Source organism: Anaerobutyricum hallii (assembly GCF_900209925.1).
Classification (GTDB): Bacteria; Bacillota; Clostridia; order Lachnospirales; family Lachnospiraceae; genus Anaerobutyricum; species Anaerobutyricum soehngenii.
Genome location: NZ_LT907978.1, coordinates 1,047,463 through 1,066,179 on the forward strand (window position 1 = coordinate 1,047,463; position 18,717 = coordinate 1,066,179).

Annotated in this window: 14 protein-coding genes; 10 read left to right on the top strand and 4 right to left on the bottom strand. The window is 39.2% G+C overall.

Annotation, left to right across the window (positions count from 1 at the left end; translation table 11 throughout):
- Positions 1-202 precede the first annotated feature (202 nt).
- The 4 genes from thiE to thiC are packed head-to-tail and all read left to right on the top strand — an operon-like array spanning position 203 to position 3,718.
- Positions 203-877, top strand: a complete 675-nt coding sequence (gene thiE / locus EHLA_RS04795; RefSeq protein WP_096239510.1) for a thiamine phosphate synthase — start codon at positions 203-205, stop codon at positions 875-877.
- Positions 874-1,608, top strand: a complete 735-nt coding sequence (locus EHLA_RS04800; protein ID WP_096239511.1) for an HAD family hydrolase — start codon at positions 874-876, stop codon at positions 1,606-1,608. Before thiE ends, EHLA_RS04800 begins: the two co-directional genes overlap by 4 nt.
- Complete coding sequence (thiD, locus tag EHLA_RS04805) at positions 1,577-2,368, top strand: bifunctional hydroxymethylpyrimidine kinase/phosphomethylpyrimidine kinase (RefSeq protein WP_096239512.1); 792 nt, start codon at positions 1,577-1,579, stop codon at positions 2,366-2,368. The genes EHLA_RS04800 and thiD overlap by 32 nt, the downstream gene beginning before the upstream one ends.
- Positions 2,369-2,413: 45 nt before the next feature.
- Complete coding sequence (thiC, locus tag EHLA_RS04810; RefSeq protein WP_096239513.1) at positions 2,414-3,718, top strand: phosphomethylpyrimidine synthase ThiC; 1,305 nt, start codon at positions 2,414-2,416, stop codon at positions 3,716-3,718.
- A gap of 3 nt (positions 3,719-3,721) precedes the next feature.
- Here the strand turns inward: thiC and EHLA_RS04815 are convergent, their stop codons facing one another.
- Positions 3,722-4,966, bottom strand: a complete 1,245-nt coding sequence (locus EHLA_RS04815) for a D-alanyl-D-alanine carboxypeptidase family protein (RefSeq protein ID WP_096239514.1) — start codon at positions 4,964-4,966, stop codon at positions 3,722-3,724.
- A 134-nt stretch (positions 4,967-5,100) separates the two neighbouring features.
- Between EHLA_RS04815 and glgB the strand changes: the two genes are divergently transcribed.
- From glgB to scpB, 3 genes are all read left to right on the top strand, one after another.
- Positions 5,101-7,029, top strand: a complete 1,929-nt coding sequence (glgB, locus tag EHLA_RS04820) for a 1,4-alpha-glucan branching protein GlgB (RefSeq protein ID WP_096239515.1) — start codon at positions 5,101-5,103, stop codon at positions 7,027-7,029.
- Positions 7,019-7,759, top strand: a complete 741-nt coding sequence (locus EHLA_RS04825) for a segregation and condensation protein A (protein ID WP_096241557.1) — start codon at positions 7,019-7,021, stop codon at positions 7,757-7,759. The genes glgB and EHLA_RS04825 overlap by 11 nt, the downstream gene beginning before the upstream one ends.
- Before the next feature lie 84 nt (positions 7,760-7,843).
- Positions 7,844-8,419, top strand: a complete 576-nt coding sequence (scpB, locus tag EHLA_RS04830; RefSeq protein ID WP_330399878.1) for an SMC-Scp complex subunit ScpB — start codon at positions 7,844-7,846, stop codon at positions 8,417-8,419.
- 535 nt (positions 8,420-8,954) lie between these two features.
- Here scpB and EHLA_RS04840 read toward each other — a convergent pair.
- Both EHLA_RS04840 and EHLA_RS04845 read right to left on the bottom strand, forming a co-directional pair.
- The gene (locus EHLA_RS04840; protein ID WP_096239518.1) at positions 8,955-10,625 is read right to left on the bottom strand and encodes a ribulokinase; all 1,671 of its coding nucleotides are present in this window, start codon (positions 10,623-10,625) and stop codon (positions 8,955-8,957) included.
- 140 nt (positions 10,626-10,765) lie between these two features.
- On the bottom strand, positions 10,766-12,106 hold the full coding sequence (locus tag EHLA_RS04845; RefSeq protein WP_096239519.1) for a sn-glycerol-1-phosphate dehydrogenase: 1,341 nt from the start codon (positions 12,104-12,106) through the stop codon (positions 10,766-10,768).
- A gap of 551 nt (positions 12,107-12,657) precedes the next feature.
- On the opposite strand from EHLA_RS04845, the gene EHLA_RS04855 reads away from it, so the two are divergent.
- The gene (locus EHLA_RS04855; protein ID WP_096239521.1) at positions 12,658-13,782 is read left to right on the top strand and encodes a LacI family DNA-binding transcriptional regulator; all 1,125 of its coding nucleotides are present in this window, start codon (positions 12,658-12,660) and stop codon (positions 13,780-13,782) included.
- Between the two features lie 717 nt (positions 13,783-14,499).
- Here EHLA_RS04855 and EHLA_RS04860 read toward each other — a convergent pair.
- Complete coding sequence (locus EHLA_RS04860) at positions 14,500-14,991, bottom strand: acyl-CoA thioesterase (protein WP_021907148.1); 492 nt, start codon at positions 14,989-14,991, stop codon at positions 14,500-14,502.
- Between the two features lie 692 nt (positions 14,992-15,683).
- Between EHLA_RS04860 and EHLA_RS04870 the strand changes: the two genes are divergently transcribed.
- Positions 15,684-17,225 carry an L-lactate permease gene (locus EHLA_RS04870; protein ID WP_096239523.1) on the top strand — a complete coding sequence of 514 codons (1,542 nt, stop codon included), beginning with the start codon at positions 15,684-15,686 and terminating at the stop codon, positions 17,223-17,225.
- Between the two features lie 79 nt (positions 17,226-17,304).
- Positions 17,305-18,717 carry an FAD-binding oxidoreductase gene (locus EHLA_RS04875; RefSeq protein WP_096239524.1) on the top strand — a complete coding sequence of 471 codons (1,413 nt, stop codon included), beginning with the start codon at positions 17,305-17,307 and terminating at the stop codon, positions 18,715-18,717.

Consider the following 18,717-nt stretch of genomic DNA (forward strand, 5'->3'; position numbering starts at 1 on the left):
TCAGTTAAAAATTCTGATATTTCTCTGATACATATTTTCAGTATCAGAAGTTATTATTATTTTATCGTTTCTTTATCCATATTCTAAGAGGATATCCTTAATTTACTTCCCTTTTATGAATATATAATAATTCATGTAAGTGTATTTGTTTTTTTGAATAATTAGAAGTCTGAAGTCAGTATATTGGAGGAGAGAGCAAAGTATGAGCTGTGTTAACAGAGAACAGTTAAAAAAAGATTTACTTTTGTATGCGGTAACAGATCGTTCCTGGCTTGGGGAAGAAACACTGTATGAGCAGGTGGAAAAAGCATTAAAAGGAGGAGCGACATTTGTCCAGCTTAGAGAAAAAGAATTAGATGAAGAACATTTTCTGGAAGAAGCAATTGCCCTAAAAGAATTGTGTCACAAATACCATGTTCCATTTGTCATTAACGATAATGTAAAGATTGCGAAGGAGATGGATGCAGACGGGGTGCATGTCGGACAAAGCGATATGGAAGCGGATGATGTAAGAAAGATTCTTGGAGAAGATAAGATTCTTGGTGTGTCTGCACAGACAGTAGAACAGGCAGTTCTTGCAGAGAAGATGGGGGCAGATTATCTTGGAGTCGGAGCTGTTTTTTCTACATCGACGAAGAAGGATGCATCCGCTATCAGCAAAGAAAGAGTAAAAGCAATTTGTGAAGCAGTTCATATCCCGGTTATTGCGATTGGTGGAATTACAGCCGATAATATTCTGACGCTGAAAGGAAGCGGTATTTGTGGAATTGCAGTTGTCAGTGCTATTTTTGCAGCAAAGGATATTGAAGATGCTACAGGAGTTTTACTGGAAAAAACGACAGCAATGGTAAACGACAAGGAAGGTCTTTGCGTGTGATAAAGGGAGCAATTTTTGATATTGACGGAACCTTACTTGATTCGATGCCTGTCTGGGAGAACGCCGGGGCGAGATATCTTGCCACACTTGGCATAAAAGCCAGGTCAGATTTAAAGGAAAGACTTGATGCATTATCTCTTCCGGAAGGTGCCTTATATATGCAAACAGAATATAAACTTTCCGTAACGATAGAGGAAATATTAGAAGGTGTCAATCAGGTAGTAAAAGATTTTTATTTTAAAGAGGCAGTGTTAAAACCAGGTGTCTGTGATCTGATACAAAAGTTAAAGAAAAATCAGGTCAGGTTAATTATTGCGACAGCAACGGATGCAGAGATGGCAAAGTCGGCTCTTATACGTAATAGTATATGGAAAGATTTTGACGGAATGATTACCTGTGAAGAGGCAGGAGCAGGAAAGACAAGTCCTAAAGTATTCGAACTGGCAAGAGAACATTTACAGACGAAAAAAGAAGAAACCTGGGTGTTTGAAGATTCTTTATATGCAGTAAAGACTGCTTCCAAAGCAGGGTTTCCTGTATGTAGTATTTATGATGCATATAGCAGGGATAATACAGAAGAAATCCGAACATTTTCTGATATTTATGTAAAAGATTTTTACGAAATAGAAAGCTGTCAGGTTTTTCAACGCAAAAAAAGTAGCTACACAGACTGTCAGAAAGAAGATAAGGAAGTGCAAAATGAAAACAGTTCTTACAATTGCAGGAAGTGATGCAAGTGGCGGGGCAGGAATTCAGGCAGATATAAAAACATTAACGGTGCATAAAGTTTATGCAACAAGCTGTATTACCGCACTTACAGCGCAAAATACAAAAGGGATTACCGGTATTATGCCAGTGCCGCCAGACTTTTTTGAAAAACAGATGGATAGTGTTTTTTCAGATATAAAACCGGATGCCGTAAAGATTGGAATGATTGCATCCAAAGAACAGGTTGAGATTATTGCAAAGTATTTGCAAAAATATTCAATAAAGCAGGTAGTAGCAGATCCGGTTATGATTTCAACGAGCGGAACGGTTCTTGTAGAAGAGAAAGTAAGAGAAGTATTATATGAAAAACTATTTCCGAACATTTCTTTACTGACTCCAAATCTTCCGGAAACTGAGTTTTTATCAGGAAGAAAGATCACAGACAGGAAGACGAGAGAAAAAGCGGCAGAAATCATTGCAAAACGATGGAACTGTGCAGTTCTTAGCAAGGGAGGGCACAGTGAGCAAAATGCCGATGATTTCTTGTATGAGAAAGCCTTCAAGTGCCCAAAGAAAGTCTGGTATCCAGCCTGCAGGATTGATAATCCAAATACCCATGGAACCGGGTGCACACTTTCAAGTGCGATAGCCGCAAATCTTGCAAAAGGATTTTCGATAGAAGAATCTGTAAAAAAAGCAAAAGATTATATTAGTGGAGCCATTGGAGCGATGCTGAATCTTGGACAGGGAAACGGTCCGCTTGATCATATGTGGGATTTATAAAAAAGTACACGATAAATATTAATAATAAATTGGAGGTAACAGAAGATGAGAAATTATACAACACAGATGGATGCAGCAAGAAAGAATATTATTACTCCGGAAATGGAAAAGGTTGCAGCCAAAGAACGTATGACACCAGAAGAAATCAGAGCATTCGTTGCAGAAGGAAAGGTTGCTATCTGTGCGAATAAAAATCATAAATGCTTAGATCCTCAGGGTGTTGGTTCTATGTTAAAGACAAAGATTAATGTAAATCTTGGTGTTTCAAGAGACTGTAAAGATTATGACATAGAAATGCAAAAAGTAATGGAAGCAGTTAATATGGGAGCAGATGCCATCATGGACTTATCTTCTCATGGAAACACCGAACCATTCCGTAAAAAACTAACTGCAGAATGCCCGGTTATGATTGGAACAGTACCGATTTATGACTCAGTAATTCATTATCAGAGAGATTTAGATACACTTACTGCAAAAGACTTTATTGATGTAGTACGTCTTCACGCAGAGAATGGTGTAGATTTCGTAACATTACATTGTGGAATCACAAGAAAAACAATCGACCAGATTAAAAAGCATAAAAGAAAAATGAACATCGTATCCCGCGGCGGTTCTCTTGTATTTGCGTGGATGACAATGACAGGCGAAGAAAATCCATTCTATGAATATTACGATGAAATTCTTGATATCTGTCAGGAATACGATGTAACGATTTCTCTTGGTGATGCCTGCCGTCCGGGCTGCCTTGCAGATGGTTCCGATGTATGCCAGATTGAAGAACTGGTTCGCCTTGGAGAACTTACAAAACGTGCATGGGAGAAAAATGTACAGGTAATGGTAGAAGGACCAGGACATATGCCAATGGACCAGATTGCCGCCAACATGAAGTTACAGTCTACAATCTGTTCCGGTGCACCATTCTATGTACTTGGACCGATCGTAACAGATATTGCACCGGGATATGATCATATTGTATCAGCAATCGGAGGAGCCATTGCCGCCCAGAACGGAGCAGCCTTCCTCTGTTATGTTACACCGGCAGAACATCTCGCACTTCCAAATCTTGAAGATGTAAAACAGGGAATCATGGCTTCTAAAATTGCGGCACATGCAGCTGACATCGCCAAAGGAGTTCGCGGTGCAAGAGAAATCGATGATAAAATGGCAGATGCTCGCAGAGTATTAGACTGGGAAGCTCAGTGGGCATGTGCGATGGATCCGGAAACAGCAAAGAAAGTCCGCGATGACAGAAAACCGGAACATGAAGATACCTGTTCTATGTGTGGAAAGTTCTGTGCAGTACGAAGCATGAACAAAGCATTAGCAGGAGAACATATCGATATCCTTTAAATTTTAGCAGCTTAAAATTAACTTTTTTAAGTAGTCGAGATAAGTAGCTTTTTTTACTGAGTGCGAGGCAAGTATGGAGACAGACCCTATATTTTTTTGATAATAAGAATACTCCAGTTTGCCAATTACCTGATTTTTCTTAATTGGAGCTGAAAGATTTTTCTGAAATATCACTTTTTTCTGAATTTTATTTGGATTAATTTCAGAAGTAAAAACATAGGAAAAGTTTTTATCATATTTGCAGGAAAGCATTTCCTGTGTACCATTATGTATGGAAACCGGGGAAAGTGCAGGTGGCTGTTTGTCTGTATAAACTTTACAAAGAGAAAAGCCATAATCAAGGAGGGAGGCACAATCTTTCACTCTCTCCTTTGCACTTTGACAGGCCATAACAACGGCAATCAATGAAATATGATTACGCTCTGCGGTCGCACTGAGACAGAACCCAGCCTTGGAAGTACTTCCAGTCTTTAGTCCGGTAGCCCCCTGATATTGCCGCAGTAATTTATTCGTATTGGAAAGTCCAAACTCCGATTCTCCTCGCTTTGTCACATGAGTGATATTTTCCATCCATATAGTCGTATAATGAAAAATATCTGGATGCTTTATAATAAGTTCTCGTGACATAAGGGCAATATCCCTTGCGCTCGTATAATGTCCTTCGGCATCTAAGCCGCAGCAGTTAATAAAATGAGTATGCTTCATGCCAAGAGCCTGTGCCCTTGCATTCATCTTTGCAACAAAGGCATCCTCACTTCCATAAATATGTTCGGCCATTGCCACACAGGCATCATTTGCTGAAGAGACAGCAATACATTTAATCATGGTGTCTACAGTCTGTGTTTCTCCGGGTTCTAAAAATACTTGTGAACCACCCATAGATGCGGCGTGTTCACTGACAGTAACGGTATCATTTAAAGTAATCTGTTTTTTTGACAGTGCGTCAAATATAAGTAAAAGAGTCATGATTTTTGTGACGCTGGCGGGAGGTTTTTCTTTGTCAGCGTCTTTTTCATATAGAATGGTACCGGTGGAGGCTTCCATTAGAATAGCATTTGGGGCGGCAGATTGAAAACTGATGTCAGTGGGGTGTTTCGTTTCTTTGTTTTTAGTTACTTGCCGTAAAGTGGATGAGGCGACTGTCTTTACAGGAGAAAAAATAAGAGAGAAGAAAAGACTTGTTGTAAGCAGAAAGGTGAAAATATAAAACGTTTTTTGCCCTAAGTGTTTGGAAAAATATTTTAGCATAGGATACTCCAAATAAGAATTAGTACATTTTATGGCTGGTGACTAAAAATATGCATTTCCTTGTTGCCATTCTGAAGAAAATTGCTTAAAATAGAAGTAAATATCTGGGTGAAATAAAATAAGGGGATACGAGTATGAATTTACATGAATTTTATATTGGAAAAGCATTTGATGCGTATGAATATTTTGGAGCACACATAACGAAAGATGGCGTGCTGTTTCGAGTTTACGCACCTTGTGCGGAAAAGATTGAACTGATTGGGGAGTTTAATGACTGGGATGGCAGCGAGGATGAGATGATTCAGGATGCACAAAGCGGTGTATTTGAATGTGTACAGGAAGATGCAGAACCGGGAATGATGTACAAGTATCGAATTTATCAGAAGGATGGAATTGTACTTGACCGTTTTGATCCGTATAGTTTTGGTTCACAGGTGCGGCCAGATACCGCATCAATTATTGTAGATCTTGACCAGTATCATTTTTCTGATAGTGTATGGATAAAGAAGAGATGTAAGAATTATGATCTTCCGGTGAATATTTATGAGGTGCATGCTGGTTCATGGAGAAAGAATGAAGCAGATGAGGAGAACGGCTGGTATCATTATAATGAACTTGCAAGACAGCTTATTCCTTATATAAAGGAAATGGGCTATACGCACGTTGAATTTCTTCCGCTTACGGAGCATCCGGCAGATTGCTCCTGGGGATATCAGGCGAGTGGATATTTCTGTCCAACTTCCCGTTATGGAACAGCAGGGGAGTTAATGGAGATGGTGGATCTTTTCCATAAAGAAGGAATTGGAGTGATTATGGACTTTGTTCCGGTACATTTTATTTCAGATACTTATGCGCTTAATAAGTTTGATGGAACTGCTCTTTATGAGTATGCGGATGAGGACAAAGGCTACAGTGAATGGGGAACCTGCAATTTTAATTATTACCGGGGAGAAGTGCGCAGCTTTTTACAGTCATCTGCGAATTTCTGGATGGAGAAGTTTCACTTTGACGGAATCCGTATGGATGCGATCAGTAATGCGATTTACTGGCAGGGGGATTCTTCAAAGGGAATTAATGAAGGGGCACTTGATTTTATCAAATGCATGAATTCAGGTTTGCAAAAATTGCATCCTTCTGTTATGCTTATTGCGGAAGATTCTACAAACTTTCCAAAAGTAACGGCACCGGTTGAGTACGATGGTCTGGGCTTTGATTATAAATGGGATATGGGATGGATGAATGATACATTAGATTATTTTAAGATTCATCCATATGATAGAAAGTTCCATTATCATAAATTATCTTTTTCTATGATGTATTTTTATAATGAACACTATTTGCTTCCATTTTCACATGATGAAGTAGTACATGGAAAGGCAACGATTTTACAGAAGATGTGGGGAGAGTATGATCTGAAGTTCCAGCAGGCAAAGACTCTCTATACTTATATGTATACGCATCCTGGAAAGAAGCTTAATTTCATGGGTAACGAAATTGGACAATTCAGAGAGTGGGATGAAGAAAAAGAATGTGACTGGATGCTGTTAGACTATCCAAAACATCAGGATTTCCATCGTTTTATAAAAGATTTAAATCAGATTTATATTAATGAACCGGCATTTTTTAATGGAGATTATAATTCTGCGAACTTCCGCTGGATTGAAGTGGAAGCGGTAGAAGAACGAGTTTACATTTATGAGAGAATGTGTGGGGAAGATCATTTTATTATTGTATTGAATATGAGTGATGAACAGTATAATGACTTTGAATTTGGATATGATCATTATGCTGTACTCCATGAGGTGCTATCTGGTGAGAGAAAGGAATACGGCGGATATTTTGATGGGTCAAAGGCAGATATTCTGACAGAATTGACAGGATATAAGTGGTGGAAGAGAAAGTTCAAGATTACGATTCCGGCATTAGCAGCGATTATTTATAAAGTAGAATTTCTTCCGGAACCAAAAGAAATACCTTTACCGATGCTAGATGAGGCATCGTTAGATATTGATCGAAAGAGATTTAGAACAGAGCATGAAATTAGAGCAGAGCATGAAAATTGATATTAAATTGGATGTATTTGAAGGTCCTTTGGATCTTCTTTTACATTTAATAGAGAAAAATAAAGTAAGTATATATGATATTCCGATTGTGGAGATTACGAACCAGTACATGGAGTATATTCGCGAGATGGAGAAGAGTTATTCTATGGAATCTATGAGTGAGTTTCTTGTTATGGCAGCGACATTATTAAAGATAAAGTCAAAGATGCTGCTTCCGCAGCCGGAAAAAGAAGAGGAAGAAGATCCAAGAGAAGAACTGGTACGCCGGCTTACAGAATATAAGATTTATAAATATGCAGCAGAAGAGCTAAAAGATTTAAGTGTGGATGCGCAGAAAGTATTTTTTAAATCTGAAACTGTGCCGGAAGAAATCAAGCATTATGAAGAACCAATCCGGCCAGGTGAAATTGTTGGAGATGTTACCTTAGAAAAATTAAACCAGATTTTTCAAATGGTCATGCGCCGGAAAAAAGATAGAGAAGATCCGGTACGAAGCCAATTTGGAAAGATTCAAAAAGAAAAATATAAAGTAGAAGACCGTATGGACGATATACGATGTCAGATTCGGGGACTGAAAAGAATTAACTTCCGTACCTTACTTGATATACAGCCAGTGAAAGAGATGGTTATTGTGACATTTCTTGCGGTGCTTGAATTGATGAAAGTAGGAGAAGTCAAGGTAGTTCAGGAACACAACTTTGCAGAAATTTATCTGGATTCCTGTGAATAAGAAAAGAAACTGATGAACAAGAATGAAAAAGCAATAAAAAAACAATAAAAATATGTACGAAACAAGAATGAAAGGATTTTGTTTGTGAAGGATAAAGAAAGAATAAAAGGAATCGTTGAGGCGATTTTATTTACGATGGGAGAATCCGTTGCACTTTCCCGCCTGGCAGAAGTTCTTGAAGTAGAAGAAGAAGCCCTGAAAGATTTATTAGAGGAAATGAAAGGCGATTATGCAGGTAAAGACAGAGGAATCTGTCTAATCGAATTAGATGGAGCATATCAGATTTGTACGAAGATTGAAACGTACGAGTATGTGAAAAAGCTGGTAAGTCAGCCGAAAAAGCGTTCACTTACCGATGTTATGTTAGAAACACTTTCGATTGTTGCCTATAAGCAGCCAGTAACCAAACAGGAAATCGAAGCGATCCGAGGTGTAAAAAGTGACTTTGCAGTCAATAAATTGCTGGAGTATCAATTAATAAAAGAACTGGGAAGACTCGATACAATAGGACATCCCATTGTATTTGGAACGACAGAAGAATTTCTTCGTTGTTTCGGAGTATCATCTATCGAAGAACTTCCTGATATTGACGAAGTACAAAAACAGAATTTCAAAGAAGAAGCAATAGAAGAGGTAAAAACAATAAATATAGATTTGTGAGGCTGTGAAACAGACGAACCCTCCCCGCCTGTAATATATAAAAATGCTTCGTTTCCCTGCGTCCAAGCTCCTCGTTCGCAGCTTGAACTTGCTCAAAGGCGCATTTTTATATATTACAGGCGGGGAGGGTTCTGTGTATTCCAAGCCTGCAAATCAGCGGAAAAAGATTTGGGGATGGGGACAGGAGAACTCCATTCTCGCCAACTGTGGATTTAGAGTAGTCAGAAAAAGAAAAAATGATATATCCCAGATGCGGCTTGGGAGCATGTTTAAGATGCGGACGAGCATTTTAAACACAGCGACTACAGAGTAGAAGGGATCATTTAATTTTCCGGAAAGCCATAACTTTCTGGAGAATCCCCATTCTCGCCAACTGTGGATTTAGAATAGTCAGAAAAAGAAAAAATGATATATCCCAGATGCGGCTTGGGAGCGTGTTTAAGATGCGGACGAGCATCTTAAACACAGCGACTACAGAGCAGATGGGATATATCATTTTTTCTTTTTCGTCTACACGAAATCTACAGATCAGAACTTATTCACTTAATCTGTCTTCGCGGATTTTGTTCAGTCTCTTCATTACATCGTTTTCTCCTGTTCCGAAGTACTTATGTAATGTTTCGTATTCTTGATACAGTTTATCATAAACTGCTACGTTGTCCGGATTTGGTTTGTATACTTCATCGCGAACTTTTCCAAGTTTTTCAGCGGCTTCGTTTGCGTTTTTAAAGCCGGTAATGCGTTCAGGAGCAGCAGCGATACCAAGGATTGCAGCACCGAGAGCGCTTGCCTGATCTGTTCCGGAAATGCGGATTTCTTTGTTACATACATCTGCATAAACCTGAACAAGCATCTTGTTTTTAGCTGGAATACCGCCACTTAATACAAGTGCGTTTACAGGAACACCTGCATTTTCAAACTGTTCGATGATCATACGGGTACCGTAAGCAGTTGCTTCGATTAAAGAAAGGTAAATTTCCTCTGGTTTTGTAAGAAGGTTCATACCCATGATCAGACCATTTAAGTTAAAGTCCATTAATGGGGAACGAACACCGTTGAACCAGTCGAGTGCTAACAATCCGCTCTGTCCGGCCTTGTAACCAGATAATTTCTCTGTGAGAAGCTGATGGATGGAGATGCCACGGGAGCGGGATTCCTGCTCATAGCTTTCCGGTACGCAGTTATCTGTGAACCAGGCGAAATGATCGCCTACACAGCACTGTCCAGCTTCATATCCGAAGTAGCCTGGCATGATACCATCTTTTACAAGTCCACCAACACCGGCGATTCCTGCTTCTGTTTCAGAAAGCATCATATGACAGGAAGAGGTTCCTACGATAATCATCATTGTACCAGGCTTTCCAATTCCGCATCCAGGAAGAGAAGAGTGTGCATCAATGATACCTGTTCCAACAGGGGTACCAGCTAAAAGCCCAAGTTCTCTTGCCATAGAATCTGTTAAATATCCAGCAGTTTCTCCAATAGATTTGATCGGAGCATCCAGTTTTTCTTCAACGATATTTTCCATAGCAGGATCAAGTGCCTTAAAGAAGTCCTTTGTTGGGTAGCCGCTATCGTGACGATAGAAGGCTTTGTATCCTGCACCGCAGGCACTTCTTGTTTCTTCGCCAGTCATCTGCCAGATGATCCAGTCGAGCGCTTCCATGAAGCGGTCAGCTTCTTTATAAACATCTGGAGCATGATGTAATGTTTCTAAGATTTTAGGAATCATCCATTCGCTGGATACTTTTCCGCCGTAAAGTGGAAGCCACTTTTCACCGCGTTCTTTTGCAATGCGGTCAATCTGAAGTGCCTCTTCTTCTGCACCATGATGTTTCCACAGTTTTACATAGGCATGAGGATTTCTTGCAAATTTTTCAAGGTGGCAAAGTGGTGTACGGTCAGACTTTACAGGAATAACAGTAGAGGAGGTAAAGTCAACGCCAATACCGATTACTTCTTCCGGAAGCACTTTTTTCTCAGCGAGGACATTACGAATCGTAAGAATTAAGCCTTCTACATAGTCTTGCGGTTCCTGTAAAGCCCAGCCGGAAGGAAGTCTTTCTCCTGTTGGAAGATGTTCCTCCATAACCCCATGTGGATATTCATAAACACTAGTTGCAGCTTCCTCTCCAGTTTCAATGTTTACAAGTAATGCACGTACGGAAAGTGTTCCGTAGTCTACCCCAATTGCATATTTACTCATTTTGTACGTTCTCCCTTCGTGTTGTTTTGTTTTATATTTTTATAAGTTGACTTTTGTGAACCTGATATTATGATATCAGAGTAAAAAGTTATTTACAATAGTAAATGATTTTTATGTCGAATTTAATTGGTCAGTAAAAATTAATGTAGATTTGCTATTGTTTTTGCATAACTTTCTGATAATCCGGTATCCCACAGAATCTGTAATAAAGTAAAGCGGTTTCTTACTTCTTTTGCAAGTAAAATCGCATCTTCTACAAGCTGAGGAGATATGCCAATTTGTGCAGGTTTCGTCGGTGCTCCAAGGCAGGAAAGTAAAGATTCCATTTCTGCGGAAGAAGGAAGGCTTTCTCGTATTGTCTGCACGATTTCTGACCATTTTTCCTCAAGGATAGTAAGACGTTTATTTCTTTCGGAAAGATTATTTTTCTGTGTTTTTTCTTCTAAAGCAATGATACCAGGGGCTGCATCCTGATAGCAATCGTTGACTTTTTTCTCCCATGCGGCATAGTCAAAGGAACGTTCTTTTAAAGAAGTAAAGTCAAAATGTTCCTGTTCAAGCATTTCATACATTTTTGTAACAATAATCATGCCAATACCAACTTTGATGCCATGTAAGACGGGTTTTTTGCCTTCTGCCTGAAATTTCATTTCCCAATAGTGGGAAAAGTGATGCTCGCTTCCGGAAGCCGGACGGGAATTACCGACAAAACTCATAGCGATTCCGCTTAACACAAGAGCTTCGGTAACTGCCTTTATTGCTTCTGGATTACGGTCTTTGATTCTTGTACTTTCTTCCACAACGATTTCAACGGCTTCTTTTACCATATCCGCAATGGTCTTGCAGTAGTATTCCCCAGTGATAATATGCGCCATTTTCCAATCTAAGAGGCAGGTGTATTTTCCAAGGATATCTCCAAGACCGGCAGTAATCATCTCCATCGGAGCCGCAGCGAGAATATCGGTATCGCCGATTACAGCCAGAGGGACGTGCGCCTGATACGTTGTTTTTACATAATCGGTAATGAGGGCGGCTCCAATGGATACAAAGCCATCCATGGAAGGTGCCGTAGCAAAAACCATATAATCAAGACCAAGCTGAAAACTGGAAAATTTGCATAGATCATTCAGAGTTCCAGAGCCAATTGCGACGATAACATCACAGTCTCTTGGAAATGCCATCATTAAAGAACCGAGCGTTTTTTCGTCAGGAACAAGTTCGTTGTCCTTGAAAATATATTTTTTATAGGAAATATTAGCAGTCTCTAATTCTTTTGTAACTTGTGTGCCGGCGGCATTCCATGTATTTACGTCAGCAACAAGGAAAGGATTTTTATATCCAAGTGTTTCGATATGCTTTGGAAGGCGGGCTACGGCATTTTTGTCAATGTCTACAATTTTAAGATTTGTTTTATGTTCTTCTCCACAAGTGCAATTCATGTTGTGTCCTAAGTAGTCGTTCAGATTAAGTTTCGTTGCCATGATAAATACCTCCATAGTTATTGATGTACTCTCGGAGTCTTTCTTGCACTTGCTTTTGTGGCTAATTTTCCACCAGTCGCACCCGAATTTCATCAACGTACGCACCGCGTACGCCTCAAAAATTTGGGCACAACTGACAAAAAATCTTCTCACGAAAACAAGCACAAAAAGATTCCGAGAGTACTATTGCTGTCTGCCAGTGTTCTTTTACCTGTCTATTATGTGATTGGGTGATTAAAATGACGGGTAAATGCTGTGCTGTTGTTTTGATATATCACAGTATACTCACAAAAAATCATCCGTCAATACAGGTGAAAACTGTTGATTACTAATCAAAATCATAGTACAATTAATCAAGAAAATGATTAGTAAAAATGTATGAAAAAATAGGTGCAAACCAGTCAGTTTGATTACTAATCAAGAAGAAAACACGAGAGAAGTGCAATTCTGATTAATTTTTCAAAAATGATTAGTAATGTGCAGTATGAAGAGAAATACAGGGTAGAAAGTCAATTTGGTTTAATTAAAATAAATTTTAGAGGAAATGTAGAATGAACGGAAAGAAACGTACTACAACAAGAGATATTGCAAAAGCATGCTTTGTATCTCAGTCAGCAGTTTCGATGATATTAAGCGGTCGGGAAGATATTCATTTTGCCCCAGAGACAATTGAACGGGTAAAACGAACGGCAAAAGAGATGGGGTACGAATATAGGGGCAGAGCCAAAAAGAAAAAGACAGGGACAAACGATACGATTATGATCATGTGTCCTTCTCTGGCAACACAGTATTATACAACATTGATTCAGTTTATTACGCAGGAAGCACAGGAACATGGGTTGTATACGCTGATAGCCTATACGAATCGTTCAAAAGAAAGGGAAGAATATTACCTTAATATGGCATCAGATACCGGATTTTATGGGATTATCTACACGTATGCGCCAAGAGCGGTATCTTCTTTAAATCATTTATATGAAAAGCTTCCATTAGTCCTGATCAATGACCACAATCCAGATTTAAAGATGGAATTACTAGAACTTGACAGTAAAAAGTCTGGCCGGCTGATTGCAGCACATCTTTTAGAACTCGGTCATCGTGACATCGGTTACATGACCACCCCGCTATCGTCCATAGAAGTGCCAAGACGCAGGCGTTTAGAAGGAATGCAGGAAGAGTATGAGAGACAGGGACTGGATTCTTCTTTCATCCATGTCATTTCAGGGAAAAGAGAAGAACAGGAAACGATTACAGGAAATAAGCATTATGACACCGGATATGGCCTGACAAGAAAATATTTCAAAAAAAGAGAAGATATCTTAAAAAAGAAAGAAGAAACAAATGCAGAACTGGAGAATATCACAGCCTTTGTTGGGACGAACGACTTTGTGGCAATTGGGATTATGGATGCAATCACGAGCCTCGGATACCGCATACCAGAAGACTTTTCTGTATGTGGATTTGATAACACACTTGTAGCTTCTTTCTCAGGAATTTCTCTTACAACGATCGATCATTGTATTGGAGAAAAAGGAGCCTATGCGGTATCTATGCTTAGAAATCAGAGAACCCGCATGGAACAAAAAGACGATAAAAAAGAAAAGAAACGTCCAATCATGCGTTTAGAATATGAAACTCAATTAATAATAAGACATTCCACAGGAAAAAGAAGGTAGTTAACTATTTTATTCATTAAGAAGAAAACAGACGAAAAAAGAAATAATGCCATATCCCATCTGCTCTGTAGTCGCTGTGTTTAAGATGCTCAACCGCATCTTAAACACGCTCCGAAGCCGCATCTGGGGTATGGCATTATTTCTTTTTTCTGTGTTTTGGCTCCAGAAGGAATGAATGCAATAGTCTTTGGGAGAGATAAGGGGGAGAGGTCAGAAGACTACTGCTTGCTCCGAAGCCACATCGGGGATATGGTATTATTTCTTTTTTCTGTGTTTTGGCTCCAGAAGGAATGAATGCAATAGTCTTTGGAGAAAGATGGGGAAGGGGACAGAAGGTTGTGGCTTATTCTGATGTTATTTTCACTATGCTGAACCTTTTTTTCAAGTTTCACTGATGATAAGATGATGCCGCAAGCTATTACTTTACATGATAAATTTATCATTATATTGTCGCAATATATCATTTTTTCTCTTCGGACGAGATATCCTTCCGAGTAAGCAGTAGACTTCTGACCTCTCCCCCTTAATTCCTCCCAAAACTATTGAATTCATTCCATGTGGTGCCAACAAGCAGAAAATAAAAAGAATAGACCATAACAAATGTAATGTGAGAGCAAGTAAAAATGCCGAACAGGCATTTTCTACGCAGTGATATCTTTACATTTGTTATGGTCTATTCTTTTTATTTTCGTCTGTTTCCCCTAATAAATGAAATAGTTATTCTCCGTAGAAGTGAAATCCTTCTTCTCGTTGTTTTCTGCGAAGTGACCGTCTGATTTCTGCTCGTTCCCATTCTTTTCTGTCTTCTTCGGATTTTAAGATAAGGCGAGGGAGAATGGCAGGGCGGTTATCTGGTCCGAGACCGATTAGAGTTAGAAAAGCGCGATTGATCAATGCTCTTTTTCCATCTGTATTTTCTACATAAGTCTCTACCTTAACTTCCATGGAAGTATGTCCAACATGTGTGACTTTTCCAATGATGACAATGACATCTCGCTGAAAAGCACCATGTAAGAATTGAAGATTATCAACAGAAGCGGTAGTGACATTCATCTGGGAATGCCGTTTTGCCACGAGTGCGGCAACTTCATCAATCCACTGCATCAGAACGCCTCCAAAAAGGCGGCCTGCATCATTGAGATCAGATGGACGGATGATGTGTACAGTTTCTACAATAGATTCTTGTACCGTTTTAGCACGAAAATTCATAAAAAACCTCCTGGTCTGTTTAATGTACTCTCGGAGTCTTTCTTGCACTTGCTTTTGTGGCTGATTTCCCGCCAGTTGTACCCGAATTTCATTAACGTACGCACCGCGTACGCCTCAAAAATTTGGGCACAACTGACAAAAAATCTTCTCACAAAATCAAGCACAAAAAGATTCCGAGAGTACATTTTATTTTATTACAATCTCATGTTCTGCGGGCCCAAAAGTCAAAACACCGTTCGTGCTTGCACGATAAGGCGTTTGACTTTGGGACCCTGGTGTCATATAAAAATTATATCTCATCCATGCTAGATTAGCAATTTGAAGTTGAATATAAGGAATGCTTTGTGTATGTTTCGTCTGAAAAAAGGATGGGGGCATCATATTAGAATAACAAAAAAATATCATTCATTTTGCGAATGTAGAATAAAAGATGCAAAAAGCCTAAAAAAGAGGTAAAAAATGCATCTAGAGAGTAATCTATTGTGCAATGTGTATTTAAAATGGGTGACCCATTGTTGAAGTTGTATAGATTGTAATGCCCAATATTGAAATTTTCACCAAAAACATATTGTCTATATATGTTATAATGCCGAAAAAAATAAAAAGTATTGCATTATTTTAGTCAAGTGGTATAATACAAACATAAACATTGGGTGACCCATTAGAGGGTATGCAGAGGAGGTGCTGTATCGTTGTTTTTGAAGTTTTTTTTAGCAATACTGCCCATTTTATGGCTGATAATCGCGTTGAGTGTACTAAAAATTGCAGGTCATAAAGCTTGTTTAATCGCATTGGTGATTACGGCAGTATTAGCAGCAGGTTACTGGAAGTTGAGTCTCGTATGTACTGCGACAGCAGGACTTGAGGGCGTGCTTAATGCATTGTGGCCAATCTGTCTGGTTATTGTAGCGGCATTGTTTACATATAATCTGACGTTGGAAACCGGGGCGATGGAGTTGATTAAAAAGATGCTAGCCAGTGTTTCCGTTGACCAGAGAGTGTTACTTTTAATTATCGGATGGGGGTTCGGTAATTTCATGGAAGGTATGGCTGGATTCGGAACAGCGGTAGCGATTCCGGCATCGATGTTGGCAGCGATTGGTATTAATCCGATTCTTTCGGTTATTGCTTGTTTGGTTGTTAACTCCACACCGACAGCATTTGGTTCTGTTGGAGTTCCGACAGTAACACTTGCATCCGTAACAAATCTTGATGTTTTACAGTTGTCAGGAAATGTTGCATTGATTCAGGTAATTCTTACATTCTTGTCACCGTTCTTTATGGTATTTATCGTTGGAAAGGGATTCAAAGCAATAAAGAGTGTATTGCCAATGATTTTAATTGCTTCTCTTTCATTTACTGTACCATGGTTTATTGCTGCTCAGGTAATTGGATGTGAGCTTCCGAATATCATCGGATCGATTATTTCTATGATCTGTATGGTTGTGGCAGCAAGATTTTTAAATAAGAATCCGGAAGAAGAATACAGAGTAGCATTATCTGGTGAAGAAGAAAGCAGTGGATTTACTGCTTCGGAAGGTGTAAAAGCCTGGAGCCCATTTATTTTAATCTTTTTACTTTTGATGTTTACTTCAACGTTATGTCCGCCAATTCATAATCTGATTGCCGATATAAAGACGACAGTTACTGTGTATGCGGGAGAGAATCCTGGTTCTCTTTCCTTTAGCTGGATTAATACACCAGGTGTTATGATTTTCATCGCCGCAATTATCGGTGGACTGATTCAGGGAGCTTCTTTTGGAACAATGGGAAAAGTTCTTGTAGAAACTCTGAAAAAATACTGGAAGACGATTCTTACGATCTGTTGCGTTATGGCAACAGCAAAGATTATGGGATACAGCGGAATGATTTCTGATATTGCAGCAGCATTAGTTGTTGTAGCAGGTCCGTTCTATCCATTGATTTCCCCATTGGTTGGAGCACTTGGAGCATTTGTTACAGGTTCCGGAACATCTACCTGTGTATTATTTGGTGGATTACAAAGCCAGACAGCGCTCTCTCTTGGACTGAATCCTTCATGGATGGCAGCGGCAAATGTTATGGGAGCCGGCATTGGAAAGATGATCTGTCCACAGGGTATTGCGATTGGGGCCGGTGCGATTGGTGCAGTTGGTTCTGAAAGTGAGATATTAAGAAAAGTATTTAAGTATTTTGTGATTTATGTAGTTATTGCCGGAATTATCTGTTATGCAGGTTCTATGGCAGGATTCTAACCGATGTATTAAGTTAAAGAAATTTTTAAAGAACTTTATTATTTTTTATATAAAGAGGAAATGATTAGGAGGTAGAAATATGTACAATCAGTTGACACCGGAAATTATCGAAGAAATTAAAAAAGTTTCCAATAATGTCTTCATGGGAGAAGAGATTAATCCGGACTATGCGAAGGACGAGATGCCGATTTATGGTACGCATATGCCAGATTTAGCAGTACAGCCACGTTCTACAGAAGAAGTTGCAGCAGTAATGAAGATTTGTTATGAGAATAATATTCCTGTAACGCCTAGAGGAGCTGGTACAGGTCTTGCTGGTGGAGCAGTTCCATTATATGGTGGTGTTTTAATTGATATCTCAAAGATGAATAAGATTAAATCCTACGATATGGAAAACTTCGTTGTTGAAATTGAAGCCGGTGTTCTGTTAAATGATTTGGCAGAGGATTGTCAGTCAAAAGGAATGTTATATCCACCAGATCCAGGTGAAAAGTTTGCATGTGTTGGTGGTAACGTAGCAACAAATGCAGGTGGTATGAGAGCTGTTAAATATGGAGCAACACGTGATTACGTAAGAGCAATGACCGTTGTATTGCCAACTGGTGAGATTACACATCTTGGAGCAACTGTTTCCAAAACATCTTCAGGTTATTCCTTATTAAATCTTATGATTGGTTCTGAAGGAACACTTGGTATTATCACAGAGTTGACATTAAAGATTATCCCAGCACCAAAAGCTGTTGCATCTTTAATTATCCCTTATGAAGACTTAGAGACAGCACTTGCAACCGTACCTAAATTTAAAATGGCTCATATGAATCCACAGGCGATTGAGTTCATGGAGAGAGAAATCGTACTTGCTTCCGAACGTTATGTTGGAAAGTCTGTATTCCCACAGGAAATGGACGGAATTCAGATTGGTGCATATCTTCTTGTTACATTAGATGGTAACAGTGAGGATGAAGTAGATGCATTGATCGAGCAGGCTGCAGAGCTTGTATTAGAAGCGGGAGCAATTGATGTATTAGTAGCAGATACATCTGCTAAGATGAAAGATGCATGGGCAGCACGTTCTTCTTTCTTAGAGGCTATCATGGAAGAGACAAAGCTTCTTGACGAGTGTGACGTAGTTGTACCTGTTAATAAGATTGCAGAATACCTTACATTTGTAAATAAGACCGGAGAAGAATGTGGTCTTGTTATCAAATCCTTCGGACATGCCGGAGATGGAAACCTTCATATTTATCAGTGCTCCAATGATCTGGAAGAAGAAGAGTTTAAGAAGAGAGTAGATAAATTCTTTGACATTATTTATAAAGAAGCAACAAATTGCGGCGGTCTTGTTTCCGGTGAACATGGAATTGGCTCAGGTAAAGTAAAATATCTTGTTGATTCTGTTGGAGAAACAAACATGGCAATTATGGAAGGCATCAAGAGAGTATTTGACCCTAAGATGATTTTAAATCCAGGCAAAGTTTGCTACCGTCTGTAA

What these genes read in the sequence shown, in the direction of transcription:
- thiE (WP_096239510.1), top strand. Translation starts at nt 203, where the DNA reads ATGAGCTGTGTTAACAGAGAACAGTTAAAAAAAGATTTACTTTTGTAT.
- thiD (WP_096239512.1), top strand. Translation starts at nt 1,577, where the DNA reads ATGAAAACAGTTCTTACAATTGCAGGAAGTGATGCAAGTGGCGGGGCA.
- thiC (WP_096239513.1), top strand. Translation starts at nt 2,414, where the DNA reads ATGAGAAATTATACAACACAGATGGATGCAGCAAGAAAGAATATTATT.
- EHLA_RS04815 (WP_096239514.1), bottom strand. Translation starts at nt 4,966, where the DNA reads ATGCTAAAATATTTTTCCAAACACTTAGGGCAAAAAACGTTTTATATT.
- glgB (WP_096239515.1), top strand. Translation starts at nt 5,101, where the DNA reads ATGAATTTACATGAATTTTATATTGGAAAAGCATTTGATGCGTATGAA.
- EHLA_RS04825 (WP_096241557.1), top strand. Translation starts at nt 7,019, where the DNA reads ATGAAAATTGATATTAAATTGGATGTATTTGAAGGTCCTTTGGATCTT.
- EHLA_RS04840 (WP_096239518.1), bottom strand. Translation starts at nt 10,625, where the DNA reads ATGAGTAAATATGCAATTGGGGTAGACTACGGAACACTTTCCGTACGT.
- EHLA_RS04845 (WP_096239519.1), bottom strand. Translation starts at nt 12,106, where the DNA reads ATGGCAACGAAACTTAATCTGAACGACTACTTAGGACACAACATGAAT.
- EHLA_RS04855 (WP_096239521.1), top strand. Translation starts at nt 12,658, where the DNA reads ATGAACGGAAAGAAACGTACTACAACAAGAGATATTGCAAAAGCATGC.
- EHLA_RS04860 (WP_021907148.1), bottom strand. Translation starts at nt 14,991, where the DNA reads ATGAATTTTCGTGCTAAAACGGTACAAGAATCTATTGTAGAAACTGTA.
- EHLA_RS04875 (WP_096239524.1), top strand. Translation starts at nt 17,305, where the DNA reads ATGTACAATCAGTTGACACCGGAAATTATCGAAGAAATTAAAAAAGTT.